Source organism: Comamonas brasiliensis (genome assembly GCF_018292285.1).
Lineage (GTDB): Bacteria > Pseudomonadota > Gammaproteobacteria > Burkholderiales > Burkholderiaceae_C > Comamonas > Comamonas brasiliensis.
Window position 1 is genome coordinate 1,795,591 of the sequence record NZ_JAANES010000001.1, and the last position, 25,756, is coordinate 1,821,346.

27 protein-coding genes are annotated in these 25,756 nt (G+C 61.8%); 11 read left to right on the forward strand and 16 right to left on the reverse strand.

The features are described from left to right. Window positions 1–158 precede the first annotated feature (158 nt). From DJFAAGMI_RS08150 to DJFAAGMI_RS08165, 4 genes are all read right to left on the reverse strand, one after another. Window positions 159–1,322 (reverse strand): acyl-CoA dehydrogenase family protein, encoded by a 1,164-nt coding sequence (locus DJFAAGMI_RS08150; protein ID WP_211456647.1) that lies wholly within the window; start codon window positions 1,320–1,322, stop codon window positions 159–161. Window positions 1,323–1,404: 82 nt separating this feature from the next. Beyond that, complete coding sequence (locus DJFAAGMI_RS08155) at window positions 1,405–1,797, reverse strand: cupin domain-containing protein (RefSeq protein WP_003075812.1); 393 nt, start codon at window positions 1,795–1,797, stop codon at window positions 1,405–1,407. Beyond that, entirely contained in the window at window positions 1,782–3,068 is a 1,287-nt protein-coding gene (locus DJFAAGMI_RS08160) for a CaiB/BaiF CoA transferase family protein (RefSeq protein WP_211456648.1), read from the reverse strand. Before DJFAAGMI_RS08160 ends, DJFAAGMI_RS08155 begins: the two co-directional genes overlap by 16 nt. Before the next feature lies 1 nt (window position 3,069). Further along, the gene (locus DJFAAGMI_RS08165; RefSeq protein WP_211456649.1) at window positions 3,070–4,056 is read right to left on the reverse strand and encodes a Bug family tripartite tricarboxylate transporter substrate binding protein; all 987 of its coding nucleotides are present in this window, start codon (window positions 4,054–4,056) and stop codon (window positions 3,070–3,072) included. 472 nt (window positions 4,057–4,528) lie between these two features. On the opposite strand from DJFAAGMI_RS08165, the gene DJFAAGMI_RS08170 reads away from it, so the two are divergent. Beyond that, entirely contained in the window at window positions 4,529–4,864 is a 336-nt protein-coding gene (locus tag DJFAAGMI_RS08170; protein WP_043003822.1) for a cupin domain-containing protein, read from the forward strand. A gap of 7 nt (window positions 4,865–4,871) precedes the next feature. On the opposite strand, the gene DJFAAGMI_RS08175 is transcribed toward DJFAAGMI_RS08170, so the two are convergent. Both DJFAAGMI_RS08175 and DJFAAGMI_RS08180 read right to left on the reverse strand, forming a co-directional pair. Then, window positions 4,872–5,663, reverse strand: coding sequence for a hypothetical protein (locus DJFAAGMI_RS08175; RefSeq protein WP_211456650.1), 792 nt, complete (start codon window positions 5,661–5,663; stop codon window positions 4,872–4,874). Window positions 5,664–5,764: 101 nt separating this feature from the next. Beyond that, window positions 5,765–7,252, reverse strand: coding sequence for an aminotransferase-like domain-containing protein (locus DJFAAGMI_RS08180; RefSeq protein WP_211456651.1), 1,488 nt, complete (start codon window positions 7,250–7,252; stop codon window positions 5,765–5,767). Between the two features lie 134 nt (window positions 7,253–7,386). On the opposite strand from DJFAAGMI_RS08180, the gene DJFAAGMI_RS08185 reads away from it, so the two are divergent. Further along, window positions 7,387–8,004 (forward strand): LysE family translocator, encoded by a 618-nt coding sequence (locus DJFAAGMI_RS08185; RefSeq protein ID WP_211456652.1) that lies wholly within the window; start codon window positions 7,387–7,389, stop codon window positions 8,002–8,004. A gap of 9 nt (window positions 8,005–8,013) precedes the next feature. Then, window positions 8,014–8,541 carry a GNAT family N-acetyltransferase gene (locus DJFAAGMI_RS08190; RefSeq protein WP_211456653.1) on the forward strand — a complete coding sequence of 176 codons (528 nt, stop codon included), beginning with the start codon at window positions 8,014–8,016 and terminating at the stop codon, window positions 8,539–8,541. Between the two features lie 39 nt (window positions 8,542–8,580). On the opposite strand, the gene mnmH is transcribed toward DJFAAGMI_RS08190, so the two are convergent. Continuing rightward, the gene (mnmH, locus tag DJFAAGMI_RS08195; RefSeq protein WP_211456654.1) at window positions 8,581–9,636 is read right to left on the reverse strand and encodes a tRNA 2-selenouridine(34) synthase MnmH; all 1,056 of its coding nucleotides are present in this window, start codon (window positions 9,634–9,636) and stop codon (window positions 8,581–8,583) included. Window positions 9,637–9,965: 329 nt separating this feature from the next. Beyond that, window positions 9,966–10,508 carry a retropepsin-like aspartic protease family protein gene (locus tag DJFAAGMI_RS08200; protein ID WP_211456655.1) on the reverse strand — a complete coding sequence of 181 codons (543 nt, stop codon included), beginning with the start codon at window positions 10,506–10,508 and terminating at the stop codon, window positions 9,966–9,968. 145 nt (window positions 10,509–10,653) lie between these two features. Here DJFAAGMI_RS08200 and DJFAAGMI_RS08205 point away from each other — a divergent pair, with 145 nt between their 5' ends. Beyond that, window positions 10,654–11,424 (forward strand): DsbA family protein, encoded by a 771-nt coding sequence (locus tag DJFAAGMI_RS08205; protein WP_211456656.1) that lies wholly within the window; start codon window positions 10,654–10,656, stop codon window positions 11,422–11,424. A 181-nt stretch (window positions 11,425–11,605) separates the two neighbouring features. Here the strand turns inward: DJFAAGMI_RS08205 and DJFAAGMI_RS08210 are convergent, their stop codons facing one another. Beyond that, window positions 11,606–13,993, reverse strand: coding sequence for a membrane-bound PQQ-dependent dehydrogenase, glucose/quinate/shikimate family (locus tag DJFAAGMI_RS08210; protein WP_211456657.1), 2,388 nt, complete (start codon window positions 13,991–13,993; stop codon window positions 11,606–11,608). Window positions 13,994–14,197: 204 nt separating this feature from the next. Beyond that, window positions 14,198–15,460, reverse strand: coding sequence for an NADP-dependent isocitrate dehydrogenase (icd, locus tag DJFAAGMI_RS08215; protein WP_211456658.1), 1,263 nt, complete (start codon window positions 15,458–15,460; stop codon window positions 14,198–14,200). On the opposite strand from icd, the gene DJFAAGMI_RS25250 reads away from it, so the two are divergent. From DJFAAGMI_RS25250 to DJFAAGMI_RS08230, 3 genes are all read left to right on the forward strand, one after another. Then, window positions 15,459–15,878, forward strand: a complete 420-nt coding sequence (locus DJFAAGMI_RS25250) for a hypothetical protein (protein ID WP_419095597.1) — start codon at window positions 15,459–15,461, stop codon at window positions 15,876–15,878. The genes icd and DJFAAGMI_RS25250 overlap by 2 nt on opposite strands. 212 nt (window positions 15,879–16,090) lie before the next feature. Next, window positions 16,091–16,591, forward strand: a complete 501-nt coding sequence (locus DJFAAGMI_RS08225) for a DUF192 domain-containing protein (protein WP_211456659.1) — start codon at window positions 16,091–16,093, stop codon at window positions 16,589–16,591. Window positions 16,592–16,738: 147 nt separating this feature from the next. Continuing rightward, window positions 16,739–17,176 carry a hypothetical protein gene (locus DJFAAGMI_RS08230; protein WP_249333925.1) on the forward strand — a complete coding sequence of 146 codons (438 nt, stop codon included), beginning with the start codon at window positions 16,739–16,741 and terminating at the stop codon, window positions 17,174–17,176. On the opposite strand, the gene DJFAAGMI_RS08235 is transcribed toward DJFAAGMI_RS08230, so the two are convergent. Both DJFAAGMI_RS08235 and DJFAAGMI_RS08240 read right to left on the reverse strand, forming a co-directional pair. After that, on the reverse strand, window positions 17,156–17,446 hold the full coding sequence (locus tag DJFAAGMI_RS08235) for a CPCC family cysteine-rich protein (protein ID WP_211456661.1): 291 nt from the start codon (window positions 17,444–17,446) through the stop codon (window positions 17,156–17,158). The two genes, DJFAAGMI_RS08230 and DJFAAGMI_RS08235, sit on opposite strands and share 21 nt — an antisense overlap. A gap of 190 nt (window positions 17,447–17,636) precedes the next feature. Further along, window positions 17,637–19,868, reverse strand: a complete 2,232-nt coding sequence (locus tag DJFAAGMI_RS08240) for an NADP-dependent isocitrate dehydrogenase (protein WP_211456662.1) — start codon at window positions 19,866–19,868, stop codon at window positions 17,637–17,639. 589 nt (window positions 19,869–20,457) lie between these two features. Here DJFAAGMI_RS08240 and DJFAAGMI_RS08245 point away from each other — a divergent pair. From DJFAAGMI_RS08245 to DJFAAGMI_RS08260, 4 genes are all read left to right on the forward strand, one after another. After that, window positions 20,458–20,754, forward strand: a complete 297-nt coding sequence (locus DJFAAGMI_RS08245) for a hypothetical protein (protein ID WP_211456663.1) — start codon at window positions 20,458–20,460, stop codon at window positions 20,752–20,754. Beyond that, window positions 20,738–21,037, forward strand: a complete 300-nt coding sequence (locus DJFAAGMI_RS08250; protein ID WP_249333927.1) for a hypothetical protein — start codon at window positions 20,738–20,740, stop codon at window positions 21,035–21,037. Before DJFAAGMI_RS08245 ends, DJFAAGMI_RS08250 begins: the two co-directional genes overlap by 17 nt. Window positions 21,038–21,113: 76 nt before the next feature. Next, on the forward strand, window positions 21,114–21,569 hold the full coding sequence (locus tag DJFAAGMI_RS08255) for a hypothetical protein (RefSeq protein ID WP_211456664.1): 456 nt from the start codon (window positions 21,114–21,116) through the stop codon (window positions 21,567–21,569). Between the two features lie 712 nt (window positions 21,570–22,281). Beyond that, on the forward strand, window positions 22,282–22,575 hold the full coding sequence (locus tag DJFAAGMI_RS08260; RefSeq protein WP_211456665.1) for an H-NS histone family protein: 294 nt from the start codon (window positions 22,282–22,284) through the stop codon (window positions 22,573–22,575). A 51-nt stretch (window positions 22,576–22,626) separates the two neighbouring features. On the opposite strand, the gene DJFAAGMI_RS08265 is transcribed toward DJFAAGMI_RS08260, so the two are convergent. From DJFAAGMI_RS08265 to DJFAAGMI_RS08280, 4 genes are all read right to left on the reverse strand, one after another. After that, the gene (locus DJFAAGMI_RS08265; protein WP_211456666.1) at window positions 22,627–23,418 is read right to left on the reverse strand and encodes a DNA adenine methylase; all 792 of its coding nucleotides are present in this window, start codon (window positions 23,416–23,418) and stop codon (window positions 22,627–22,629) included. Beyond that, window positions 23,339–23,572 carry a Com family DNA-binding transcriptional regulator gene (locus tag DJFAAGMI_RS08270; RefSeq protein ID WP_211456667.1) on the reverse strand — a complete coding sequence of 78 codons (234 nt, stop codon included), beginning with the start codon at window positions 23,570–23,572 and terminating at the stop codon, window positions 23,339–23,341. Before DJFAAGMI_RS08270 ends, DJFAAGMI_RS08265 begins: the two co-directional genes overlap by 80 nt. A gap of 150 nt (window positions 23,573–23,722) precedes the next feature. Beyond that, window positions 23,723–23,944: a hypothetical protein gene (locus DJFAAGMI_RS08275; protein ID WP_211456668.1), complete on the reverse strand. Its 222-nt coding sequence runs from the start codon at window positions 23,942–23,944 to the stop codon at window positions 23,723–23,725. Continuing rightward, a partial coding sequence (locus DJFAAGMI_RS08280; RefSeq protein ID WP_249333929.1) for a hypothetical protein occupies window positions 23,937–25,756 on the reverse strand: 1,820 nt, incomplete at its 5' end. The genes DJFAAGMI_RS08280 and DJFAAGMI_RS08275, both read right to left, overlap by 8 nt.

A 25,756-nucleotide genomic window follows, 5' to 3' on the forward strand; every position in this document is an offset into this window, starting at 1 on the left:
CAGCGGGGCTGTGTTCTTTGCTTACTTTCTTGAGGGCGGCCTTCCGTCACAAGCAAGAAAGTAAGGCGGCTGGCGGGCCGAAACCCGCCCTCTGATCCTGGCAAAGAAAGGTCAATAGGTTCATTGGCTCGACCCTCCCTCCCCTGCCCCTCAGCCCGTCAATACGACTTGGGCAAGCCCAGCACCTTCTCGGCGATAAAGCACATGATGAGCTGCGGGCTCACGGGCGCCAGGCGCGGAATCCACGACTCGCGCATATAGCGCTCCACATGGAACTCCTTGGCATAGCCCATGCCGCCGTGTGTGAAGATGGCGGTCTCGCAGGCCTTGGCGCAGGCTTCAGCGGCCAGGTACTTGGCGGCATTGGCCTCGGCGCCGCAGGGCAGGCCCTTGTCATAGAGGAAGGCGGCCTTCTGCACCATCAGGTGTGCGGCCTCCAGCCCCATCCAGGCCTGGGCCAGCGGGTGCTGCACGCCCTGGTTCTGGCCTATGGGCCGGTCGAAGACCACCCGTTCGTTCGCATACTGTGTGGCGCGCGCCAGGGCCGCACGGCCCAGGCCCACGGCTTCGGCCGCGATCAGGATGCGCTCGGGGTTGAGGCCGTGCAAGATGTACGAAAAGCCCTTGCCCTCCTCGCCAATGCGGTCCTGCACCGGGATGCGCAGACCGTCGATGAAGAGCTGGTTGGTGTCCACACATTTGCGGCCCATCTTCTCGATCTCGGTCACGGCGATGCGGCTGCGGTCCAGGTCGGTGTAGAACAGCGACAGGCCCTCGGTACCCTTGCACTCCTCCACGGGCCTGGTACGAGCCAGCAGCAATATCTTGTTGGCCACCTGGGCCGTGGAGATGAAGACCTTCTGCCCGTGCACCACATAGACATCGCCTTCGCGCACGGCACGGGTCTGCAGCTTGAGGGTGTTGAGTCCGGCATTGGGTTCGGTCACGCCGAAGCAGGCCTTGTCCCGGCCCGCGATCAGCGGCGGCAGCCAGCGCTGTCTTTGCTCGTCCGTGCCGAAGACAACGGCCGGGTGCAGGCCGAAGATGTTCATGTGCACGGCCGATGCGCCCGACAGGCCCGCACCCGTGGCCGAGATAGTGTGCATCATCAGCGCCGCTTCGGTGATGCCAAGACCCGCGCCGCCGAACTCCTCGGGCATGGCAATGCCCAGCCAGCCGGCTTCGGCCAGGGCCTGGTGGAAGTCGTACGGAAAGCCGCCGTCCCTGTCCTTCTTCAGCCAGTAGTCATCGTCGAAAGGCGCGCAGGCCCGCTGCACGGCATCCCGGATCTGTTCCTGCTCGGCGCTCCATAAAAAATCCATGGCGGCTTCTCTCTATCGGTTGAATCTCAATGAAATCCGCCTCAAACGCCCGTCCCACAAGCGCTATCAGCTATTATTTTTATCAATCAGGCCGGCGCACGCGTGCCGGATTCTCGCCATAGGGCGGGCTGTAGATGACCAGCAGACGCACGGGCGTGTCGCTGGTGACGCGAAACACATGCATGCAGTCCTCCGGAAAGAAGCAGGTATCGCCCGCCTGCATGGCAAAGCGCTCGGTCTGACCCTGGCTTTGCACCTCCACCTCGGCCGTGCCGTCCAGCAGATAGCAGGCCTGCTCCATGCCCGGGTGGGCATGCGGCAGCGCACCGCCGCCTTTTTCCAGCGTTCCGAGCACCACCTCCATGTGCTGCGCACCGACATTGGCCTGGCTGACGAGGCGCCGGTTCACCGTGCCGTGGTGGTTGGCAGGGCTGTATCCCTGTACGTCCTGCTCACGGATCAGATAGCGGGGCATATGTCTGTCTCTCTTTTATCGTTGGATGATGAAGCCTGCATGCAGCCACCGCTGGCCTGCAGCGCGGCAATCTGCGCCTCGCCAAGACCCGCCTCGCGCAGCACCTGCAGCGTGTGCTGACCCAGCTGCGGCGCAGCGCTGGCCTCTCGGTCCGGGGGCGTTGCGCTCCACTGAGTGGGATTGGCCGTGGTGCGCAGCCGTCCCTCGCTGGGATGCTCTATCTCGCGCACGAATCCCGTGGCCGCATGGTGGGGGTCGGCCAGCAAGTCCTCGGGCGAGGCCATGGGCATATTCGGCACGTCGGCCGCATCGAGCAGTGCACGCCACTCGGCCGTGCTGCGCTCGCGCATCAGGCTCGCCACCTCGGCATAGACGGCATCGATATTCGCTGCGCGCTGGCCGTGGGTGGCAAACATGGGCTCACGCATGCGCTCGCCCTGCCCTATGGCGTTGAAGAAGCTGTGCCAGTGCTTGTCGTTGTAGATCAGCACGCAGAGATGGCCGTCGCTGGTGCGGTAGGGCTTGCGATGGCGCGTCAGCAACCGCGCATAGCCGGCATCGCCCAGCGGCGGCTCGAAGCTCAGCCCGGCCATGTGATCGCCGAGGATGAACTGTGTCATGGCTTCGAACATGGGCACGACCACCGCCTGGCCCCGGCCGCTTTTCTCGCGCGCATACAGCGCAGCCGTGACCGCATAGACCGCATGCAGGCCCGTGACCCGGTCGCCCAGCGTCATGGGCGCATAGGACGGCTCGCCACCGCCGTACTGCTGGGCCAGCCAGGGCACGCCGGTCGCGCCCTGGATCAGGTCGTCGTAGGCCGGCTTGGCCGCATAGGGGCCCGCCTGATCGAAACCGCAGCAGCTCACATGGATCAGCGTCGGATGGCTCTGCTCCAGCGTCTGCCAATCCAGGCCGAGTCTGGCCATGGCCTGGGGCCGCACATTGCTGATGAAGACATCGGCATCGGCCAGCAGCTGCAGCAGCGCCTGGCGCGCTGCGGCCTGCTTGAGATCCAGCACCACCGAGCGCTTGCCCTGGTTGGCCTGCAGAAAAATGGGGCCCATGCCGAGGTTGCGCATGGGGCCTACATGGCGCATGTTGTCGCCCTCGGGTGACTCCACCTTGATCACATCGGCGCCCAGGGCGGCCAGAATCTGCGTGGCAAACGGCCCCATGATCACCGAGGTCATGTCCACGATCCTGACGCCTGCCAATGGCCCCGCTGAAGTACCCACAGCCTGACGGCTATCGCTGTGCATGCTCGTCATATCACTGCGCCTCGATGCCGGCCTGCTTGACCAGTTGCCCCCATTTGGCCAGCTGCTCCTTCACATAGAGTGCGAACTCGTCGGGCGTGGCCGTGGGCCAGACTTCAAAGCCGACCTGGGCCAGTTGCTCCTGCACGGCCTTGTCCTTGAGGATGAGCTGCAGCTCGCCGTTGATGCGCTCGGCTATGGCCTTGGGCATGCCGGCCGGGCCGAAGATGCCATTCCACGAGGTGATGTCGAAACCCGGCAGCGTCTTGCCGATGGCCGGCACATTGGGCAGCAGCTGCGATCCTTTGGCCGCCGTCACGGCCAGCGTGCGCACGCGCTCGGTCTTGAGCGTGCCCCAGGCCGAACCCAGGTCGGCCACATACATCTGGATCTGGTTGCCCATCACATCGGTCAATGCCTGCGGGCTGGACTTGTAGGGCACGCCGGTGATCTGCGTACCGGTGATGTATTTGAAGGTTTCCGAAGCCACCAGCGAGGTGCTGTTGGGCGTGCCGTAGGAAAGCTTGTCCGGATGCGACTTGGCATAGGCAATCAGCTCGGCCACAGTCTTTGCAGGCACCGAGGGATGGACCACCAGCGCGAATGGCAGCTCGCCCACGCGAGCCACGGGCGTGAAGTCCTTGATGGGGTCGTACTTGAGGCCCTTGACCAGCCAGGGGTTGGCCGAATGCGAGGTGTTGGTGGTCATGAACAGCGTATAGCCGTCCGGCTTGGCCTTGACCACATGCGCGGCTGCAATCTGGGCATTGGCCCCGGCCCGGTTGTCCACCACCACGGGCTGCTTGAGCCGCTCGCCCAGCTTGTTGGCCACCACGCGGGCCACCGCATCGGTGCCGCTGCCCGCGGCAAACGGCACCACCAGCGTGATGGGAGCCGCCGGATAGCCCTCCTGCGCCAGCGCCGTCCCCGCAAGGCCCATGCCCATGGTGGCTGCCAGGGCTGCGCTGGCACAGGTGTGCAGTAAGAATCGCTTGTTCATGCTTGTCTCCTTGTTCAGGCTGCGGCACCTGTATCCGGTGCCTGCTGTGCATGCTGAGGCGTTCAAGCATTCAAGTCCAATTGTTTAAACAGAGTGAATGATTCGATTTGCCAATCATTCAATCCTGCGGTGCATGCGCCCCGCTGCGCGCGGCGCTTCGCCGCCCCTCCCGGGGCGAAATGAGCCGGATCTGTATCTGCCCTTATGCGTTGGGGTGGCCGCAGCAACCCGTGCTCGGCCTGCGATCGATGCCAGATCGGGCTTCAGTCCCATGCCCGCCGAGAATCTACGGCGGTTTGCATGATCGCAGCCAGCGCACCCGGACCCGAGTGCTACGCACCGACCAGCGCTGATGAGCAACGAAGCGAGGCGATAAGGCCTGATGCCCTACAGCGCTGTCACAAAACGGTGATTGAACTTGGGCCACGCTCGGGGGAGAATGCGTTATTACCGCTTTCGCTCAGGTGCTGTCATGGACCATATCCACTCCACGCCCACCCACCAAGCTCTGGATGTCGCTCCTTACGGAGCCAGGCTTTCAGCCGCTCACTCGAGCGTGCTCTTCAAGGCGGAAGATCTAGAAGTCATTCGCGTCGTGCTGCGCTCGGGCCAGTCGCTGCCGCCGCATCGCGTACCTGGCAGCGTCAGCCTGCAATGCCTGGAAGGTCGACTCGAGGTTCTCATCGGTCAGACCGTGCATGAACTGGGCCCCAAGCAACTCATGCATCTGCCGGCCAATATGCCCCACGCCGTGCGTGCCATGGAAGACTCGTCTGCGATTGCCACCATCGTGCTCTGTGAGGCCTGAAGCATTTCTATCGAACAGGCAAAAACTGCATGAAAGGCCCGGCAAGCAGGCCCTGGGCATAGCCGATGACGGAGCGCCGGTAGCGCTCGGTGGTGTAGTCCGCCACCAGATCCAGCCGGCCAATGATCTTGCCCATCTCGCGCTCGAAGCTCAGGTTGCGCCCCTCTTCTGCTATCTGGTTCGATAGCAGCAAGGGCTTTCCTCCAGGTGCCTTGCGCGAGTTGAGAATCCAGTTGGCAATCTCCAGATTGCGCGCCGCATTAAAGACATGCTGCGGGTCCAGTCCGTCGATCAGCGTAAAGCTGGTTCGCCCACCATGCGCGGTGATCAGCATATCGGCGGCGGCATGAACGAAGGCCGCAACCCGGTCCCCGGCGAACTCTGGCTGCAAGGCCAGGGACAGCGCCGCCACGTCGCGCTTGTCCTGCAGTTCATGCCAGGGCTGGCGCTCCATGACGGCAATGCGCACATAGGTCATGGCCGCTTCCCGGCTGGAGGCAGTCTTTTTCCATTCGGCGGGATTGCGGCGGTAGAGCTTGTCCATGATGAGAAACAGGCTCTCCAGGTTCTCCTTCATGGCCAGCGTCGCCATGCGGTTGCTGTCGGACTGCAGCAGCTCGCGCGAGTGAAAGTTCTCGCCCTTTACTTCGCCATGATTCGTGGGGGCACTGGAACAAGCAGCCAGACTGCACAGCACCAGCACTGACAGCAGCCGCAGCCCCATGCGCGGGCCGCCGCGCAGAGGATCGCGCGTGCAGTGGCCTGCGGCGGCAAGGGGCAAAGCTCGTGCTGCTGTCATGCTACAAACATAACAGCAGATGCTGCCGGGTCAGTCACGCCAAAGGCGCGCGATTGTTATCAATCGTGAACAAGGCCCGGGCCTGCTCACCGGCCAGGACGCTATTTGCGCAGCTGCCTGAGGATCTGCTCCAGCACCCGCCACGGCTCGGCCTGGTCGGCCATCGCCACGGGCACACGCAGCTTGCTGCTCGTTGCCTGCTGCGGCGAAAACAGCAGGCCCGGTGCCAGCAGCAGATTGCTCAGCGCCGCCTGACGCGCCAGCACTTCGGTATCCACGCCGCAGTCCACCCAGGCAAAGGTGCCGGCCACGGGTTCGTACTCCGCATGACAGCCCAGCGCTTCGAGCTTGCGCAGGCAGCGGCCGCGCGCCCGGTCCACCCGCTCGCGCAACCGGTCCACATGCTTGCGAAAGGAACCGTCGGCCAGAATATGGTGGACGATCTGCTCCGCCGGCAGCGAAGAGGTCAGCCCCGCCAGCAGCTTCATGTCGGTGAGCCGGTGCACATACTCGGGCTTGGTCGCGATATAGCCCACGCGCAGGCCGCCCGACAAGGTCTTGGAATAGCCGCCCACCAGAATCACGCGCTGCAGTCTGTCCATGGCCGCCAGCCGCAGCGGCATGGCGCCCAGAAACTCGGCATAGGTATCGTCCTCGACGAGCAGGAAATCATGGCGCTCGGCAATGCGCAGCACCTCGTGGGCGACACCGGCAGACAGGCTCAGCCCCGTGGGGTTGTGCACCGCCGTGTTGAGGATGAAGAGCTTTGGTTTGTGGCTCTGGGCCAGCGAAGCCAGGGCCGCCACATCGGGCCCGCCAGGCAGGCGCGGCACGCCGACCACATTCACACCCATGTACTTGAGCCGCCCGAAGATCAGGAACCAGGCCGGGTCTTCGACCAGCACGGTATCGCCGGGCTTGAGAAAACAGCGCACGACCAGATCCAGGCCATGGGTCACCCCGCCCACCGTCATGAGATTGGCCTCGGGATGGGCCGGCACCTCATGGGCTTGCAGATTCGAGGCGATCTGCTGGCGCAGCGGCAAAAAGCCCTGGGGATGACCATAGCTGAGAAAGCTCTGCTCGGCGCGCGCATTGTTGCGGGTGATGGCGCGCATGGCGCCGGTGATCAGACCCTGGTCCATCCAGCTCGAAGGCAGGCAGCCCGCGCCTCCGGTGCCCGCACTGTCGTCGCGAAAAATGCCGCGCAGCAGATAGGCGGTGTCAAAGTCCGCCGGCTGCGCCGACGCTGCAGCGGCGGCCGCAGGCTCCATCACGCGGCGCTGGGCCGCCACATAAAAGCCGCTGCCGCGCCGCGACTGCAGCAGCCCCTGGGCCGCCAGCTTGTCATAGGCCTGGACCACGGTGTCACGGCTGACACTGGCGCTTTCCGCCAGTGCCCGCACCGAAGGCAGACGCACGCCCACACGCAGGCCATGGTTGCGGATCAGGCCGCCGAAATGCTCGACCAGCTGATCCACCAGTCCCACCGCACTGGAGCGCATGGGTTGCCAGCCCATGGATCCCGTCCCGGCCACGGGCGAGGCTGTCGGGGCCGCTGCCCCGCCGTCGATCTGTGCATCCAGCATCGGGCGCTTTCTCAAAGTGTCAGGTCAATTAGAGCAGGCCAGCTCATCAACTGGCCTGCTAAAGTGTACTGATAGTGTACTGATATCCAAGCTTAGCATAGAGGCACAACGCTTATGTCGCCCCAAGGTTCACCATGTCATTCCTGCCTGAATCCTCAGCCTTCATCCTGCCACTGGCCATGTTTGCCTTTGTCAGCTCCGTGACGCCCGGTCCCAACAATGTGATGCTGACGGCCTCGGGGGCCACTTTCGGCTACCGCCGCAGCGTGCCGCATATGCTGGGCATCTGCCTGGGCGTGGTCATCATGGTGCTGCTGATCGGCGCGGGCCTGGGCAAGCTGTTCGAGGCCGAGCCTCGCATCTACACCCTGCTCAAATATGTGGGCGCCGCCTATCTGATCTGGCTGGCCTGGAAAATCGCCCTTGCCGGCGGCGTGGATCAGGGACAGTCAGGCAACCGTCCATTCGGCTTCTGGCAGGCCGCCGCCTTCCAGTGGGTCAACCCCAAGGCCTGGATCATGGCCGTGGGCGTGGTCGCGACCTACACGCCGCGCGAAGGCTTCTTTGTCAATCTGATGCTGTCGGCCCTGGTGCTGGGCCTGGTCAACTACCCCAGCATCAGTATCTGGACCCTGTTCGGCAGCACCGTGGGGCGCGCACTGCGCACGCCACAGGCCCTGCGCATGTTCAACGGTGTGATGGCCGGCCTGCTGCTGCTGTCGCTGGTGCCCATCTTTGCCGAGCATGTCTAAACTCGGCCCATGTCCTATGCCATCCGCCAGCTCAACGAATCCGACCTTGCCCACTACCGCGCCCTGCGCCTGCAGGCTCTGACCGAATGCCCCGCCGCCTTCGGTGCCACGCCCGCGACCGAGCTGACACTCGGCGACGCGCAACTGCTGAGCCGCTTCAGCGGCGCCCTGGGTCAGGCCATATGGGGAGGCTTTGATGCAGACGGCAGACTCTGCGCCAGCCTGGGCTTGCATCGCGACCAGGGAGAGAAGACCGCGCACAAAGGCCATCTCTTTGCCATGTATGTGACAGCACAAGCCCGTGGCCATGGCCTGGCTCGTGGCCTGCTGGACACGGCGCTCGAGCATGGCAGAGTGCTGAAGCTGCGCCAGCTGATGCTGGGCTGCAATGCCGGCAACGACAAGGCGCTGCGCCTGTACGAACAAGCGGGCTTTCGCGCCTACGGGCGGGAGCCGGCGGCCCTCTATGTGGGCGGCGAGTACTTTGACGAAGTGCTGATGGTGCAGGAGCTGGACCGGCCTCTGGCCAGTGCCTGACGGCCGGTCAAGCCGCTCGCATTGAACAAGCGGCCTGACTCAGCGGGCCTGCATCGCAATGATCTGCTGCGCCAGACCGGCGATGGCCTCGTCCGAGAGCTGGTCGGTCTCCAGAACCTGGCGTTTGGGCCATTGCTCGAAGTGATTCGACTGGGAGCGCTCGTAGTGCGGGTCGTAGTGGCGCAGCATCAGCTCTTCAAACAGCGGGGACAGCTCCCCGCCCCGCGCCCATTGCTGCCAGCGGCCCACGGTCTCCTTGCCCTGCAGCTCCTTGAGCCAGCCCAGTTTGGTGGCCAGCATTTCGGGATCGTCGCCCAGGTAGGCATAGTCGCGCAGCAGATAGGACAGGCGTGCGGCTGCCGTGGCGCGCACCTCGATGACCGGAGCCTTGTGCAGATGCTGTACCAGCACCAGCGGCAGGCCGACGCGGCCGATCTTGGCGCTCTCGCCTTCCAGATAGACGGGGCGCGAGAGATCGAAGGTCTCCAGCTGCTCGGCAATCAGGGTCTCGAAACGCTTCTGGCTGGGCTGCTCGATGCCGGGCAGACCGCCCAGCAAGGAGCCCTTGTGGCTGGCATAGCCCTCCAGATCCAGCACCTGCTCGCCGCTCTGGGCCAGCGCATGCAGCACGCGCGTCTTGGCCGAGCCGGTGGCCCCGCACAGCACTCGCATCTGCAGCTGCGGCACCAGGCTTTCAAGCTGCGCAATCACATGGCCGCGGAACGCCTTGTAGCCGCCGGCCAGCTGCTGGGCATCCCAGCCGACCAGGCGCAGCCAGGTCACCATGGAGCCGCTGCGCAGGCCGCCGCGCCAGCAATAGACCAGGGGCTTCCAGTTGGTGGGCTTGTCGGCAAAGGTTTCGCGCAGATGGCGCGCCAGATTGGCCGACACATAGGCCGCGCCCAGACGCTTGGCCTCGAAGGGGCTGACCTGCTTGTAGATGGTGCCGATCTCGGCGCGCTCGGCATTGCTCAGTACCGGACAGTTGATGGAGCCCGGAATATGGTCAAGCGCGAACTCGGCGGGCGAGCGGGCATCGATCAGGGCATCGAACTGGTGGCGTTCAGGAACGCGAACGGGCTGGCGGTGGGACACGGCAGACTATCCATGGCTGCGCCTGACGGCCTGCATGGCTGCCGGGCAAATGGCGTGTGCTCGGGCGTGAAGCGGCAATCGCGATGGGCTGCGATTCGACTTGAGGCTCGGCAACATGAAAAACCTGCCGCCTCATCCAACGATGGAGCCCGGCAGGCCACGAAGCATGGGCGTGGATCGAGCCTCGATACGCACAACCGCTGCGGCAAGCTTGCCCGCTGCGGTCATTCCCTGTGTGCTGCATTTTCGCAGATGTGGCGGCCTGCTTCAGCGCCGGCAAGCAAAACCCGGCACACCCGGGCCTGGACCGAATCCAGCGCTGACGCTGCTCACTTGCGCGGACGCAGCAGCATTTCGTCGCCGCTCATCTGCACATCGAAGAAGCGCAGAAAGTTCTGGCCCAGCAAGGCGTCTTCGCTGTCGTCGCCGGTATAGCCCGTGCCCACACGCACATCGCGCACACGCAGGCTGGCAATGCGCACCTCGTCGGCCGTGACGATGCGGCCGTCACGTTCGCCGTTGGCCGTGCGAAAACGCACTGTCTCGCCGCCTTCCAGTCCGGCACGCTCGGCCAGCGCATCGGTCACGCTGACCGAGGTGGCCCCGGTATCGACCAGAAAGGTGACTGGCTGATCGTTGACATAGCCCTTGGCGCGAAAGTGCCCGTCCATGCCGCGCTCTATGCGCACCGTGCCATCGGCCAGGACCTTGGCCTGGGCCGGCTTGAGGAAATGCTGCATGGCCAGATACATCGCGGCCATGACCACCAGCCAGAACAGCAGAAACAGCATGGTGCTGCGCCGTGCCACGGATTGCGGGGAAGGCTCGGACTCTGGCGAGGACTGGGGCGGCGGCGTGACATTCAGGCGCATGGACAGGCAAAGAAGCTGAGGACAATGCAGCCATTTTGCCAAGACCGGCGCCAAGGTCATCCCCCGGGTTACGGTACAGCGGCCCGAGCAGCGCTTACATTGAAGCTTGTTTGCAAAATCCAACGGCCTTGCAGGTCGCCCAACCATGAACACATCCCAGCTGCCCGCTCTGGTGCTGCACTATATTTTCGATCCCCTGTGCGGCTGGTGCTATGCCGCCGCCCCGCTGGTCAAGGCCGCGCGCGAAGTGCCCGGCATCGCCGTGCAATGGCATGCCGGCGGCATGCTGACCGGCGCTCACGCGCGCACCATCACCGCAGACTGGCGTGACAAAGTCATGCCCAGCGACCAGCGCATTGCCGAGATGACGGGCCAGCCTTTTGGCGATGCCTATCTCAACGGCCTGCTCAATGACATCGGCGCGCCGCTGGATTCCGAGCCCCCGACCACGGCCCTGCTGGCCGCCGAAGCGCTGGCCGGCAAGGGCCTGGAGATGCTGGCTGCCGAGCAGAAAGCCCATTACGTGGAGGGCCGCCGCATCAGCGAGCCCGCCGTGCTGCGCGAACTGGCAGCCGGCATCGGTCTGGACAGCGCGGCCTATGACGCGGCCTACGCCGAGCAAAGCGGCGCGGCCACGCAAAAGCATATTGCCGAAAGCCGCGAATGGCTGGGCATGGTGCAGGGCCAGGGCTTCCCCACCCTGGCGCTGGAGTTCGACCACCCCGAGCAGGCTGGCCAACGCGCCGTGCAGCGCATCGAGATCGGCGAATGGCTGGGCGATGTCGACGGCTGGAAGCAGCAGCTGGCCGACTGGGCCGAGCAGATTGCCGAGCTCAACCAGCAGCAGGCCGGCGATACCGACGCCAGTGGCGACCCCAGTTGCGGCCCCGACGGCTGCGAGCTGCCACCGCGCTGAGCGGCGCGGCCAGCGCGGCACACGCCTGCACGGCAGATACTCTTTTATTCATAGCTTACAACGCTTGTTATTTAAAGAATTCAGGCATTATTCAACCTGAATTCCTTATCTATAAAGCGCAAGCAGCTATATTTTTTAATCCCTCTGCCGACAACTCCGCACCCTGTCGCTATTGCCTTCGCTATTGCGGCAGGGCATAGGCGATCACATAGTCACCGCGCTTGGGCGACTGGCGTGCGCCACCGGCGGTGATCACCACATACTGCCTGCCGGTTCGGGGCGAGACATAGCTCATCGGCCCGCCCTGGCTGCCCACGGGCAGGCGCGAGCGCCAGATCTCCTTGCCGTTGGCGCTGTCGAAGGCACGCAGATAGAAGTCCTGCGTGCCCGCGAAGAACACCAGCCCCGACTTGGTGACCATGGAGGGCCCCAGCGTGGGCATGCCGATGGGAATGGTCAGCCACATGGGAATGCCCAGAGGGCCGGTGTCGCGCACCGTGCCCACGGGCACCTGCCACTTGATCTGGCGCGATTTCAGATCCACGGCCGTCATGCTGCCGAAAGGCGGCTTCTGGCAGGGAATGCCCAGCGGCGACAGAAAGCGCTGGCGCATGGCCCCAAACGGCGTGCCTTCCTGGGGCACGGCCCCCATCTCGATGCCGCTGGCGCCGGGCTTCATATCGGCGCGTGCAATCATGTAGTTCGCCAGGCCCAGACGCATATCGTTGACGAACATGGTCTGGGTGATCGGGTCTATGGAGACGCTGCCCCAGTTCATGCCGCCCAGCGAACCCGGAAACTGCAGCGTCGGCCCCATGCCCGGCGGCGTGAACACGCCCTGATGATCCATGTCCTTGAAAGCGATGCGGCACAGCAGCTGATCGAAGGGCGTGGCGCCCCACATATCGGACTCCTTCAGGGTCTGGTTGCCGATATTGGGCATGCCCGTGGAATGCGGCTGGGTCGGCGCATAGCGCTCGCCGGGTACATGGCCTTGCGGCACGGGCAGCTCCTGCACCTCTGCCAGAGGCTCGCCGGTCTCGCGGTTGAGCATGAAGATCATGCCCTGCTTGGTCACCTGCAGCAGCGCGGGGTCCACCCCGCCCTGGGCATTGGTCACATCGACCAAAGCGGGCTGGGACGGAATGTCGAAGTCCCACAGATCGTGGTGCACGGTCTGGTAGAGCCAGCGCGGCTTGCCGGTCCTGATGTCCATGGCCACGATGGCGGAGCTGTTCTTCTCCATCTCCGGCGTGCGCTGGGCCGCATAGAAGTCCGGCGTCGCATTGCCCGTGCCCAGATAGGCCAGGCCCAATCTGGCGTCGTAGGACATGCCGCCCCAGACATTGGGCGAGTTGCGTGTATAGGTCTGCCCCTGCGGCGGCTGCCCGGTGATCTCGGGATTGCCCGGGTCCCAGGCCCAGACCAGCTTGCCGCTGAGCACATCAAAAGCGCGCACCACGCCCGAGGGCTCGTCGGTCGAGAAATTGTCGGCCACGCGGCCGCCCACGATCACCAGGTTCTCGGCCACCAGCGGTGCCGAGGTCTGCTGATACCAGCCCTGCTTGACCTCGCCCATGCCCTGGGTCAGATCCAGCACACCGTCCTTGCCGAAGTCGGTGCATGGCTTGCCCGAATCGGGATCGAGCGCAATCAGCCGCGCATCGATGGTGGGCAGAAACAGCCGGCGTCGGCAGCCCGGAGCGACATCGCCGGACCTGCCGGACGCGCCCGATGCCCTGAGCGCGGCCTCGTTGCCGTCAAAGTAGGCCAGGCCCCGGCAGCGCTGCCAGTTGGGCGACCTGGCCTCGGGGTCGAATTTCCACTTCTCCTCGCCCGTGTCCACATCCAGCGCCAGAACCTTGCCGTAGGCCGTGCAGACATACAGGCGGTCCCCGATCTGCTGCGGCGTGTTCTGGTCTTCGGCCCCCGAGCCCGTGCTCTGGGGCGCATCGCCGGTGCGTGCCGTCCAGGCCACGGCCAGCTTGTCGACATTGTTGCGGCTGATCTGCTCGACGGCTGCGAAGCGCTGGCCTGCGGGGCCCTGCCCCCAGTCCGTCCAGTCCGAGGCCTTGATCTCCATGGAGCCGAGCGATGGCAGCTCGGTGACCTCGGGGGCGATCACGCCCTTGGGCGAGAAGGCACTGACGGCCGTCGCGACGATGGCCAGGCCCAGCACCACCACCGACACGGCGGCGCCCAGGCGGCCATAGTCGTTCATGACCAGCTTGCCCGCTTCAAGCTGTGCATAGCCCAGGGCCACGAGCAGGCCCAGCACGGCAAACACCATCAGGCGCGAAACCAGCGGCCAGAACTCCCAGCCCGCATCCCACCAGGCCCATACCAGGGTCAGCACAAAGGCCAGCGCATAGAGATGGGCACCGGCCCTGCGCCGCGCCAGCAGCAATGCCGCCGAGACCAGCAGCGCCAGCCCCATCAACACAAAGTACCAGCTGCCTCCCTTGCCGAGCAGAATGCCGCCGCCTATGGTCATGTACAGACCCATCAGCAGCATCAGCAGCCCCACCACAAGCCAGTACCAGCGCCCGTCATTGGATGAAGGAGCCATAGCCTCACCTGAAATTAATTGCCATTTGTGTATTGCACGCTTTAATGCCGATACACATCGACATACTTTCGAGGCTTTGCACGCCAGACTAAGGACTACAAGCGCCAGGTCAGGGGCACAGAAAAAAGCCGCACCGTGGAGACGGTGCGGCCGCTGAGATCGCAGTGCCGGCAACTCTTGCAGCTGCCGGGCAGGCAGCGCGGCTCAGTCCATCATCGAGATCACCACATCCCCGAAGCCTGAGCAGGACACCTGGGTCGCACCGTCCATCAGACGGGCGAAGTCATAGGTCACATGCTTGCTCTGAATGGCTTTTTCCAGCGACTCGACGATCAGGTCTGCAGCCTCGCGCCAGCCCATGTGGCGCAGCATCATCTCGGCGCACAGGATCATGGAGCCCGGATTCACATAATCCTTGCCCGCATAGCGCGGCGCCGTGCCGTGGGTGGCTTCAAAGCAGGCAATGCTCTCGGACAGGTTGGCACCGGGAGCAATGCCGATGCCGCCCACCTGCGCGGCCAGCGCATCGGAGATGTAGTCGCCATTGAGATTGAGCGTGGCGACCACCGAGTACTCGGCCGGACGCATCAGAATCTGCTGCAAAAAGGCGTCGGTGATCGAGTCCTTGATGATGATGTCCTTGCCCGTCTTCGGGTGCTTGATGCGGCACCAGGGGCCGCCGTCGATCAACTCGGCACCGAACTCGCGCTGCGCCAGCGCGTAGCCCCAGTCACGGAAAGCGCCTTCCGTGTACTTCATGATGTTGCCCTTGTGAACCAGGGTCACGCTGGGCTTGTTGTTGTCGATGGCGTACTGGATGGCCTTGCGCACCAGGCGCTCCGTGCCCTCGCGCGAGACGGGCTTGATGCCGATGCCCGAGGTTTCGGGAAAGCGGATCTTGTTGGCGCCCATTTCCTTGGCCAGGAAGTCGATGAGCTTTTTCGCTTTCTCGCTGCCGGCCGCGTATTCGATGCCCGCGTAGATGTCCTCCGAGTTCTCGCGGAAGATCACCATATTCGTCTTCTCGGGCTCCTTGAGCGGCGAAGGCACGCCCTTGAAATACTGCACGGGGCGCAGGCAGACATACAGGTCCAGCTCCTGGCGCAGCGCCACGTTCAGCGAACGGATGCCGCCGCCCACGGGCGTGGTCAGCGGGCCCTTGATGGACACGGCATAGTCGCGCACGGCGGCCACGGTTTCCTCGGGCAGCCAGACATCGGGGCCGTAGATGCGCGTGGCCTTCTCGCCTGCATACACCTCCATCCAGGCAATCTTGCGCTGGCTGCCATAGGCCTTGGCCACGGCAGCGTCAGCCACCTTGCGCATCACCGGCGTCACATCGACGCCGACACCATCGCCTTCGATGAACGGGATGATGGGTTGATTCGGAACATTCAGTGTCTTGTCCGCATTGATGCTGATCTTCTCACCCTGCGGCGGAACCTGGATGTGCTGGGACTTGCTCATGCTGTGGAATCTCCTAGTCTTGAATACTGCGCGGTGGCGCACCTTTTTGGTGCTGCTTCTTGCCCCCGATTTTGGCACCTTGAACTCAGCAAATTTTAAGAAATGCCGCATAAAAATCTGTCAACGGCGGCACAGGGCTGCCGTTGAGAGGTTGTGGAGGCAGATGGGCTGCTCCACACTTCAACCTGAAACCTGGCATTGCCGCATATTTGGGAAATTGGCATCCATGAAAAAACTACTCGCTGTCCTGATTGCTGGTTCGTTCGCTGCTGGCGCCTTTGCTCAAGCCACCACGCCGGCGCAGCCTGCCACCCCTGCCGCAGCAGCAGCGGCACCTACCGTCAAGCATATGAAGGCCAAGCCGGCCAAAAAGCATCATATGCAGCACAGCACCAAGAAGATGCACAAGCCCGCCTGATCGCCCGCTGAAAGTAGCCCGGGGGCATCGAGGCCCATGGCCTTGACCGCCGGATCTGACTCGCCCCAGGGCCTGCCGGACCGCAAGTTCTGCAGGCCCCGCATTTTGCAGACCGGCTACGGCCGCATCTCCATGACGCGGATTTGCACCGCAACCCGCCCGGATTGCTATAGGCTTGCGACTTCCGACTTCCTGTTTGGCAAGCAAGGCTCATGAAGACCCTCTCCACCAAGACACCCCAACAATCCGGCTGGCGCGCTCCGCTGCTGGCCCTGGCCTGTACCGCCCTGCTGGGCCTGTTCGGCAGCCCCGCCATGGCCCGCGACGAAGGTCAGCCACAGATGAATCTGCGCCGCATCGACCTGACGGCCGGCATGTACCGCATCGATACCCAACTGGCCATCACGCCGCAGCAGCGCGAAATCGGTCTCATGTTCCGCAAGGAAATGCCGCAGCAGGAAGGCATGCTCTTTGTCTTCGAGGTGCCCGGCGTGCAGTGCTTCTGGATGCGCAACACCATCCTGCCGCTGACGGCGGCCTTTGTGGCCGATGACGGCACCATCGTCAATCTGGCCGACATGAAGCCCATGAGCGAAGACTCTCACTGCTCGGCCAAGCCCGTGCGCTATGTGCTGGAGATGAACCAGGGCTGGTTCACCAAGCGCGGCATCAAGGCCGGCACCAAGCTGGGTGGTGCACCCTTCAGTCGCTAAGCACCGCCAGAATCCGCATCCTTCGTGCTCTACCAGCCGCGGTTTCCACAGGCACTGAGCGATATCGCCGTTGCACTGCTGCGGAGATTGGAAAAATCGCAAGCGCTTGAGTCCTGCCCCGGCTTCACGGCAAGGATTGATGGCGAATTGCTGCATGCACCCTACCGCGTGTACTACGACGAACGTGAGCTGCAGCAATGCATTCAAGACAGCAGCGGCCCCACACACCAACTGGCCCTGTGCCTGGGCAGCCGCCACGCCAACGGCCATGTGCGCGAAACCTGTCTGCGCCAGCTGCTGGCGCATGGCTGCGACTGGGTGCTGCCGTTTGTGGTCCGCGCGGCTGGCGAGTATGTACTGGAAATTTCCGAGCATCTGACAGCCCAGACCCATAGGCTATCGCCACACAACTACGGGCGTTTTGCTGCCGAAAACCCCGATTTTGTGACTGCCTGCAAGCAGCAAGCCGCCAGTTACTGGGACTGCTACCACCGCCAACGCTACCCGCTGTTGCACCAACACCCAGGCATACGATTTCTGCGCTGGGTTGACGAGGCACGGCAATCACTGCCCCACGCGGATTGATGCCACTTTGCGCAGAACGCGCGGTCCATGCCGATAGCGGTTGCGCGCTGCCGGTGGGAGCACGCTCTTGAGCATTCGGTAATCGCAGGCACCAAAGTACTGAAAGTTGCGCCGACCTTCGCGCAGCGTCATATGGTTGGGGCCGGAGTATTCATCCGGGCAGTCCACATCCCAACCGCTGTCTTCCCAGAAGCAGACGCTGCAGATGCTGTACTCGCCACGCTCATCCAGCGAGAAATAGTCGCAGCACGGACACTGATACAGCGGCATGGAGCGCCTTTCATAAATTCGGATCAAATCAAGCTATAGCGCTTATACATCATGCACAGGCAGCTTCTATTTATATAGCAACTACGGAGACCGGACACAAAAAAGCCGGCGACCTTTTCAGGTCGACCGGCTTTTTATGGGTCAATGCCTGCGCGCAGGCGGGGTCACCCGCCCTGCCAGACAAGCCGACTTACGCCGACGCGATGGCGGCGTTGAAGGTCGCGCTGGGGCGCATGATGGCGTCCATCTTGGCCACGTCGGGCATGTAGTAACCGCCGATATCGGCAGCCTTGCCTTGCACTTCCTTGAACTCGCCCAGGATCTTGGCTTCGTTCTCGGCCAGGCTCTTGGCCAGAGGCGCGAACTTGGCAGCCAATTCTGCATCTTCGGTCTGAGCGGCCAGAGCCTGAGCCCAGAACTGAGCGATGTAGAACTGCGAACCACGGTTGTCCAGCTCGCCGGTACGGCGCGAAGGCGACTTGTTCAGGTCCAGCAGCTTGCCTGTGGCCTCGTCCAGGGTCTTGGCCAGCAGCTTGGCGCGGGCATTGTTTTCCTTGATGCCCAGGTCCTCGAAGGAGACGGCCAGGGCCAGGAATTCACCCAGCGAGTCCCAGCGCAGGTGGTTTTCTTCCACCAGTTGCTGCACATGCTTGGGAGCGGAGCCACCGGCACCGGTTTCGTACATGCCGCCACCGGCCATCAGAGGCACGATGGACAGCATCTTGGCCGAGGTGCCCAGTTCCAGGATGGGGAACAGGTCGGTCAGGTAGTCGCGCAGAATGTTGCCGGTCACCGAGATGGTGTCCAGACCACGGGCCACGCGCTCCAGCGTGTAGCGCATGGCTCGCACTTGCGAGAGGATGTGGATTTCGAGACCGTTGGTGTCGTAGTCCTTCAGATAGGTCTGCACCTTCTTGATCAGCTCGGCTTCATGGGGACGATAGGGGTCCAGCCAGAACACGGCAGGCATGCCGGAGTTGCGGGCACGGGTCACGGCCAGCTTCACCCAGTCGCGGATGGGAGCGTCCTTGACCTGGCACATGCGCCAGATATCGCCCTCTTCCACGTTCTGGCTCATCAGCACTTCGCCGGTGGCGATGTCCACGATGTTGGCCACGCCGTCTTCAGCGATCTCGAAAGTCTTGTCGTGCGAACCGTACTCTTCGGCCTTCTGCGCCATCAGACCCACGTTGGGCACGGTGCCCATGGTCTTGGGGTCGAAGTTGCCGTGCCACTTGCAGAAGTTGATAACTTCCTGGTAGATACGGGCAAAGGTGGACTCGGGCATCACGGCCTTGCAGTCGTAAGGCTTGCCGTCGGCAGCCCACATCTTGCCGCCCACGCGGATCATGGCGGGCATGGAGGCATCGACGATCACGTCGTTGGGCGAGTGGAAGTTGGTGATGCCCTTGGCGGAATCGACCATGGCCAGACGGGGACGATCTTCCTGGCACTTGTGCAGATCACGAATGATCTCTTCGCGCTGCGAAGCGGGCAGAGTCTCGATCTTCTCGTACAGATTGGCCATGCCGTTGTTCACGTTCACGCCCAGTTCGTCGAACAGCTTGCCGTGCTTCTCGAAGGCTTCCTTGTAGAAGATCTTCACGCAGTGACCGAACACGATGGGGTGGGACACCTTCATCATCGTGGCCTTCACGTGCAGCGAGAACAGAATGCCGGACTCCTTGCAGTCCTCGATTTCCTTCTCGTAGAAGGCGCACAGGGCCTTCTTGCTCATGAACATGGAGTCGATCACTTCTGCGTCCTGCAGCTTGACCTTTTCCTTGAGCACGATGCTCTTGCCGGACTTGGTCTCCAGCACCATCTTCACGTCACGGGCCTTGTCCAGGGTCATGGACTTTTCGCCGTGGTAGAAGTCGCCTTCGCTCATGTGCGAGACATGCGTCTGCGACCACTGCTTCCACTCACCCATGGAGTGGGGGTGCTTCTTGGCGTAGTTCTTCACCGCAGCAGGCGCGCGGCGGTCGGAGTTGCCTTCGCGCAGCACGGGGTTCACGGCCGAGCCCAGGCACTTGCTGTAGCGCGCCTTGATGTCTTTTTCTTCGTCCGTAGTGGGGTTCTCAGGCAGATTGGGAATCTTGTAACCCTTGAACTGCAGCTCCTTGATGGCGGCAGTCAGCTGGCCCACGGAAGCGGAGATATTGGGCAGCTTGATGATGTTGGCTTCGGGGGTCAGCGTCAGCTTGCCCAGATCGGCCAGATTGTTGGGAACGCGTTGTTCTTCCGTCAGAAACTCGGGGAACTCGCCCAGGATACGGCCTGCCAACGAGATGTCGCTGGTTTCCACATTGATGCCGGCCGGTGCTGCGAAAGCACGGATCACGGGCAGGAATGCGCTGGTAGCCAGGCGAGGAGCCTCGTCAGTCAATGTGTAGATGATGGTGGGTTGCTGCGTACTCATCTCTTGTCTCAGGTTGTGAAAAAAGGGGGAAAGGTGCCTTGGGCCTGCATCCCGGGCTTGCGCAATGGGGCCTGACACAGCGGGACGACACTTTCTTGATGCAATGCGTTCCCACAATACAAAATTCTACGCGCAACCGGGCCGGTTTTTTTAAGTCTTGTACAAGACTCAGGGATTTAGCTCAACTTTCATCAGCTGTTTTCATAGGGAAACCAGCCTTTTCGCCGTGTTTTCGACCATGTAAAAATATCGGATCCTGCAGTCATTCTGCGGCCATCGCCGTCATGAAGGTTGCGAAAGAGAGAGTTGCGTTGCGCGGCCTTTGGCACAAATTTGCGCGAGCTTTGGCACAAAGTAGCACAGGCTTTGGCACCAAGGCTGACAGATTGGCAAGCATTACTTCACCACAAGTGTTGCTTTGCTTCATATCAATCGCTCACTGATCCATATAAGACTGCGGATCACTGGCCATCACTCTTCGTCTTCGACAAAGCTCTTCTGTGGCAAGCGTCGTGCTTTTGACGTATGCCTGTTAGCGCAAGCATCCGCTAACAAGCTGCGCTCAAAATTACTGTATAAATATACAGTGATGAATGCCAAAATTTTGATCCTGCGCGAGTTCGGACGCCTGAAAGTTCCGATAGGAATCGCCAACAAAGCGTCTGGCTCGATCTGCCTTTATCACGAGCACCCCAGCTCATCTGATGAGCGCACAGTGCCTGTTCTGCACATTCTTGATGGCAGCAGCGCTTTGCCTGCAAAGCGCAGAAAGCTCTTTGAGCCACGCATAACGTACATGGGTTCGGGAACCATCAAGTTCAGCGGCCTGGAATATGTAGACGGCGCTTGGTATGCGCAAGAGTGGAGCTGTGACTTCGACTGCTGACAGCCACCCCACTCTGCTGCGCACGCCAGGCCGATATGGCTTTTCCAATGAGCGCATCCTGCCTGGCAAAGCAAGTGACTACATCACAGAAAAGGAACATCAAGGGTTGCTGCTTGTATTCACCAGTGAGGGGGCCTTGTCTATTTCGGACCAGGCCCATCAAGCGTCGAATGTTCGCCAGCACCCTTTTGAGCGCCGAAAGCAAGGCTGCAATCGACCCGTTGCAGACATTCCAGTATTGAATCACGCTCCCTACCGGACTGCGGAAATGCACTTGAGCTGAATCTTCTTTCCAAGGCAAGGGGGAGATGCGATTGTTTCCGAACACTAGATAAGTAAGCCGTACAGGTGGGAGCCACATGCCTCTTGAAACCCCTCGCCGCATTGAGCGCTATATCGCAGTGGCTGCATGCATCTCAGGTTTAGCTGTGGCCTTCCTGCTCTCCCCTAAGAACTACGTTTTCGGCAACATGGCCTGGTACTGGGGGCCGCACCTTGCTGTGCTCGCGCTGGCTTCTATGTGCAAACCCCGTCCTGCCGTTATTGCAGGTATTGCTTTCGGGATGAGCATTTATTTGGCTGGGTTCGGCACCTGGGCACTTACACGTGTGCATCCAGACTCTATGGTATGGCTGGGCTATGTTCTGACTCTGCCAAGTGCACTAGCTGGTGCAGGGGTTGCCCTATACATTCAAAATCGTGAACCTGAACTAGGAACGCTTGCCGCAACCATGGCTGCGTTGTCTTGTGTTCTCCTGACCATTACATTCAATCAAGTCGTCGTATGTAACACGCTCATGTACTGCGGCGGGTAAGGCGGATTAATTTCCACTTGCTACTAACTACGACCAAGAACTGCTTTTGGCCGGATAGCGACAGTCGAAGTTCGCCCCAGAGAGGGCAGTACATAACCAACCTAAGATGAGCCATAGAATTGGTTTTTTCGGGAGGCTCACAGTATGAAGGCTGTGCAAATCATCGTTCTAGTGATTATCGTTAGCGCGCTTTTTCTTGTGGTTAACGGATTATTTTCTGCTTGGGCTTTGCTTGAGCTGGCTTGGTCGACGATTATCAGTTTTGTAAATCTATTTTGATAAAATCCCGCAATAATGCGTTCCACGCCATATGGTTATGACATCCTCGGATGCTTCAACCCAATTATGCATTCCATCGAATGCACAACGGCACCGTTCACGGGCCTAGTAGCCTGACTTTCTAGGTCGTTTAGCTAGGACGTTGGGCATCTGCTTCCATCTGCCGGGACCGACTGTTATTGGCCAAATACGGTCGATCATGCCTCCCCTCCTCCACCATGAAGCACCACTTAGGAAGTGGAGTCCCAGCCCAGCCTTACAAATCGCAGAGTCCATTTTTTCTTAACCAAAATTCAAATTTGGGTAACTAAAATAAGACACAATGTTCGAAGTCACTTCGACTAAACGCGACACAGCTACATAAGCGATGTATCTCATGTATGAGTGCACCAATTTAGTGCTTGCACAAATATTTACAGAGGATTTCTTTTAAATGAGTACAAATTCGTATAAGGAATTGTTGGCACAACGCGAAGCTCTTGAGCAGCAGATTGCTGCCGCTCGCAAGGCCGAAGTTGCAGGCGCCGTGCAACAAATCAGAAGCTTGATTGACGCTTTCGGTCTGACGCAGGATGACGTTTTTCCTACCGCCAAGCAAAAACAAAAGCGCGAGACTGGTGCCGTCGCTCCTAAATACCGCGACCCCGCCACAGGTCAAACGTGGACTGGCCGAGGAAAGCCTCCGAACTGGATCAAGGATCAAGACCGTTCCAAGTTCGAAATCTAAAAGTGGCCCTCGAGGCCACTTTTTTTGTTTCGTGGATGCGCCACACCTTCCTCAGAACAGCCCCGCAGGCTCCTCGCTCCTGGCCCAGCTGTAAATCACCAGCTCGCCACGCTCGACCCGGTTCGCGCCACCTCCAACCGTGTAGTCCAGTTTTAAAGACTCCATCTCAAAGTCTTTGAAGCAGTCCCGAATGGCTGGATGGTCATTGATGCTGATGACGGCCTTGCCTTTGATTTCCTTGAGCTTTGTGGCCATCTGCTCGTATTGCTCCCACTCGAACGGCACGCCGTAGCCCTCGGTCTCCCAATAGGGAGGATCAAGGTAGAACAGCGTGTGGGCACGGTCATAGCGGTCGACACAGGTAGCCCAGTCGAGCTGCTCGATGTATGTGCCTCCAGCCATTCGCAGATGGGCTGCCGACAGGTTCTCCTCGATCCGCAGCAGATTGATGGCCGGGGCCGTGGTCGCCGTACCAAAGGTCTGGCCTGCCACCTTCCCGCCAAAGCTCTGCTGCTGCAGGTAAAAGAACCGGGCAGCGCGCTGGATGTCCGTCAAGGTTTCCGGCCTTGTCTCTTGCAGCCATTTAAAGACCTGCCTACTGGTCAAGGCCCACTTAAATTGCCTCACAAACTCTTCCAGGTGGTGGGTCACCACCCGGTAGAGGTTGACCAGGTCACCGTTGACGTCATTGAGAACTTCGACATCGGCGGGGTGGCGGGCAAAGTAAACCGCCGCCCCACCAGCGAAGACTTCCACGTAACAGCTATGGGCTGGAAAGCGTTTCAGGAGCAGATCGACCAGGCGGCGTTTGCCTCCGATCCAGGGCACGATTGGGTTTGTCATTTGTTTCAGCTGTTGGCCCAGCTGGGGGCTCTGGTTCGGTGCTCACGGCACTCAGCTGATTGAAGGCCCCACACCTGGGGCACTTGATGCTCAGGCGCACATACACGCCCTCGCCTAACTTCTTGCGGCAGTTGCCACAGCGGATATCGTCCATTTGCAAGCCTTTAAACCTTTAAAACTCTGGTAGGCTCAGCGCGCTCTGTACAGGGTGAGCGGGCCTTGCCAGCTTGCAGGTCCGTTCTGCGGTTGGGGCTTGGCTGGGTGTTCGTAGCACCTGGCCAGGTCGCCCGTTCTTTTTTGGTGGCTACACCTCCCCTTCTGTATAGGTGAGGCTCGAAGCCTCCCCCTCGATCACTCCATCACGCACAAACACGCGCTGGCCAGCCTGCGCTGGGCCTCGCGCCTGCAGCCGTCCTCCACCTGGCAAATTGATCGTCGCCAATCCGTTTACTACAAAAGCCACTGTTCCCACCAGCAAAGGCTTAGGCGACTGCAGATCCATGAACTGCTTGTAGAGGTTAGGCATGGGTTTCAACCTCCAGCGTCTGACGCAGCTTGGGGGCGGCCCAACTGATCGATGTCGACCGAACAATGCCCATCACGGTCTCCGGGCCTACGTAGCGAACAAACTGCCCCGGAAGGATCACGCCGGTCTCGGGCAGTACCTGCATCGATAGCGACACTCGCGCCTGGCGGCCTGTGTCGGCAAGCTCTATCAGGCCGCGCTGCCTGTGCACCGTGGAGTCCGTGATCAAGGCGTGTGTTACCTGGGGCGCAATCAGATCGCCAGCGGTCCCGGCCCGAGTAATGGGGCCAAATACACCCGCGCTCATGCCTCCAACAAACACCCGGTTGTAGTCCGGCTTGTCCAAAAATTCCGCGCCTTCGACCTCTGCCGCTGCCCCTGGAATCTCAAAATCCGGCACTACATCACCCCAATGCCAGGGTGCCGTGGGGTACTTGGGCAGGATGCGCAGCACTTGGTCAGTGTTATGAGGCTGCACATAGCCGCCAGCCGCTGCCGCGATATCGTTGATGGCGTCGACATAGCTGCCCTGCAGCGCCCAGGCTCCGGCAGGCACTTGCCAGTCCTGCAGTTGCCAGTCGATACCCCAGCCAATGGAGACGCCGTTGACCTTGAGTACTTCGGCAGCCAGTTGCTGGGCTGTCAACGTCTGAGTCGGGCTGCCGAAGGACATGGACTTTGCCCAAGGCTCGGCCAGGACTGCGGCCAAGCCGCGCCCTGAGACAGACCAGCGCTCCTGCGGCAAGAATCTGCGGTCGCGGCTGGTGCGCTCCAGGCGCAGCTTGAAGGGCACGCCATTGACGTTGGCCAGGAACTGCGCAGGGTCGCCATCCGCATCACGGCCCAGGTGCAAAGCCGCATCCTTATGCAGTGAGGCCGTCCAGTTCCATGTCCAGCCCTGGAAGTCCAGGGACATATTGAAGGCCAGAGCAGGTAGCTCGACGCCGGTATCCAGCCGCGTGAGCATGATCTGATTGAGCACGATGTAAACCTTTCGAACGGGAACGATGACCTTGCCGGGCTGCGGCCCGCCATCCTTGCAGCACGCAAAGACCAGCGCGGTCGACAAGGCCCAGGGCTTGCAGAGCAGTAATTTGATGGGGCCGCCCACCAGTTGCTCATAGCAGCCGGGCTTTTCCGGCTCTGGCGGCTTGGTCTGCGACTTGCCAGTGGGCGGCTTCATGGCCTGCTGGTAGCGCGCCTGAAATCCCCGGTATAGCGGCACCGATGGGCCTGCGCCCGTGGTGAGCTGGTACTGCAGGCCCATCGCATCCTGGGCCGTTGCCTCGACCATGCGGCGACGGTCGCGCAGGCTTTCCTGAAACCGCACTGCCCAACCGGCCCGAACGGGTGCGGCATCCTGGGCCGAGGCCTGCAGGCTCACGCGCAGGCCCTGGGCCTCTTGCCAGCGTGCCTGCGTTGATGCGCCAGGCAGAGGCCGTGCCTGCTGAAACCGCCCCTGCAGAGCCACCCCTTGCCGCTGACCGTCCTGCCAGGCAGCGCCAAACTGCTCTTGCAAGGGCATGGCATCTTGCGCGGTCGACACCCAGCCCGCAGGCAGTGCATCCGTGTCTTGCCAGCCGGAGAGCCAGCCCTGCGCCATAGGCTGGGCCTGCTGGGCGCTGGCGGCCACCTCGGCCACAACGGGCCGGGGGGTGTCGGTGTCGTAGCGCACGACCGCGCTGCAGCGAAGGCCGGGCATGCGGCCCGCAGCAACCAGATCCTTGCGCACATGCACCAGGGATCGGACCCGCAGCCCCGGCATGCGCGCGGCAACGACCAGCGTTGCATTGGGCACTTGCCCGCCGCCAC

Coding starts and splice junctions, on each gene's coding strand:
- DJFAAGMI_RS08150 (WP_211456647.1), bottom strand. CDS start 1,322: ATGGATTTTTTATGGAGCGCCGAGCAGGAACAGATCCGGGATGCCGTG.
- DJFAAGMI_RS08155 (WP_003075812.1), bottom strand. CDS start 1,797: ATGCCCCGCTATCTGATCCGTGAGCAGGACGTACAGGGATACAGCCCT.
- DJFAAGMI_RS08160 (WP_211456648.1), bottom strand. CDS start 3,068: ATGACGAGCATGCACAGCGATAGCCGTCAGGCTGTGGGTACTTCAGCG.
- DJFAAGMI_RS08165 (WP_211456649.1), bottom strand. CDS start 4,056: ATGAACAAGCGATTCTTACTGCACACCTGTGCCAGCGCAGCCCTGGCA.
- DJFAAGMI_RS08170 (WP_043003822.1), top strand. CDS start 4,529: ATGGACCATATCCACTCCACGCCCACCCACCAAGCTCTGGATGTCGCT.
- DJFAAGMI_RS08175 (WP_211456650.1), bottom strand. CDS start 5,663: ATGACAGCAGCACGAGCTTTGCCCCTTGCCGCCGCAGGCCACTGCACG.
- DJFAAGMI_RS08180 (WP_211456651.1), bottom strand. CDS start 7,252: ATGCTGGATGCACAGATCGACGGCGGGGCAGCGGCCCCGACAGCCTCG.
- DJFAAGMI_RS08185 (WP_211456652.1), top strand. CDS start 7,387: ATGTCATTCCTGCCTGAATCCTCAGCCTTCATCCTGCCACTGGCCATG.
- DJFAAGMI_RS08190 (WP_211456653.1), top strand. CDS start 8,014: ATGTCCTATGCCATCCGCCAGCTCAACGAATCCGACCTTGCCCACTAC.
- DJFAAGMI_RS08200 (WP_211456655.1), bottom strand. CDS start 10,508: ATGCGCCTGAATGTCACGCCGCCGCCCCAGTCCTCGCCAGAGTCCGAG.
- DJFAAGMI_RS08205 (WP_211456656.1), top strand. CDS start 10,654: ATGAACACATCCCAGCTGCCCGCTCTGGTGCTGCACTATATTTTCGAT.
- DJFAAGMI_RS08210 (WP_211456657.1), bottom strand. CDS start 13,993: ATGGCTCCTTCATCCAATGACGGGCGCTGGTACTGGCTTGTGGTGGGG.
- DJFAAGMI_RS25250 (WP_419095597.1), top strand. CDS start 15,459: ATGCTGTGGAATCTCCTAGTCTTGAATACTGCGCGGTGGCGCACCTTT.
- icd (WP_211456658.1), bottom strand. CDS start 15,460: ATGAGCAAGTCCCAGCACATCCAGGTTCCGCCGCAGGGTGAGAAGATC.
- DJFAAGMI_RS08225 (WP_211456659.1), top strand. CDS start 16,091: ATGAAGACCCTCTCCACCAAGACACCCCAACAATCCGGCTGGCGCGCT.
- DJFAAGMI_RS08235 (WP_211456661.1), bottom strand. CDS start 17,446: ATGCCGCTGTATCAGTGTCCGTGCTGCGACTATTTCTCGCTGGATGAG.
- DJFAAGMI_RS08240 (WP_211456662.1), bottom strand. CDS start 19,868: ATGAGTACGCAGCAACCCACCATCATCTACACATTGACTGACGAGGCT.
- DJFAAGMI_RS08245 (WP_211456663.1), top strand. CDS start 20,458: ATGAATGCCAAAATTTTGATCCTGCGCGAGTTCGGACGCCTGAAAGTT.
- DJFAAGMI_RS08255 (WP_211456664.1), top strand. CDS start 21,114: ATGCCTCTTGAAACCCCTCGCCGCATTGAGCGCTATATCGCAGTGGCT.
- DJFAAGMI_RS08260 (WP_211456665.1), top strand. CDS start 22,282: ATGAGTACAAATTCGTATAAGGAATTGTTGGCACAACGCGAAGCTCTT.
- DJFAAGMI_RS08265 (WP_211456666.1), bottom strand. CDS start 23,418: ATGACAAACCCAATCGTGCCCTGGATCGGAGGCAAACGCCGCCTGGTC.
- DJFAAGMI_RS08270 (WP_211456667.1), bottom strand. CDS start 23,572: ATGGACGATATCCGCTGTGGCAACTGCCGCAAGAAGTTAGGCGAGGGC.
- DJFAAGMI_RS08275 (WP_211456668.1), bottom strand. CDS start 23,944: ATGCCTAACCTCTACAAGCAGTTCATGGATCTGCAGTCGCCTAAGCCT.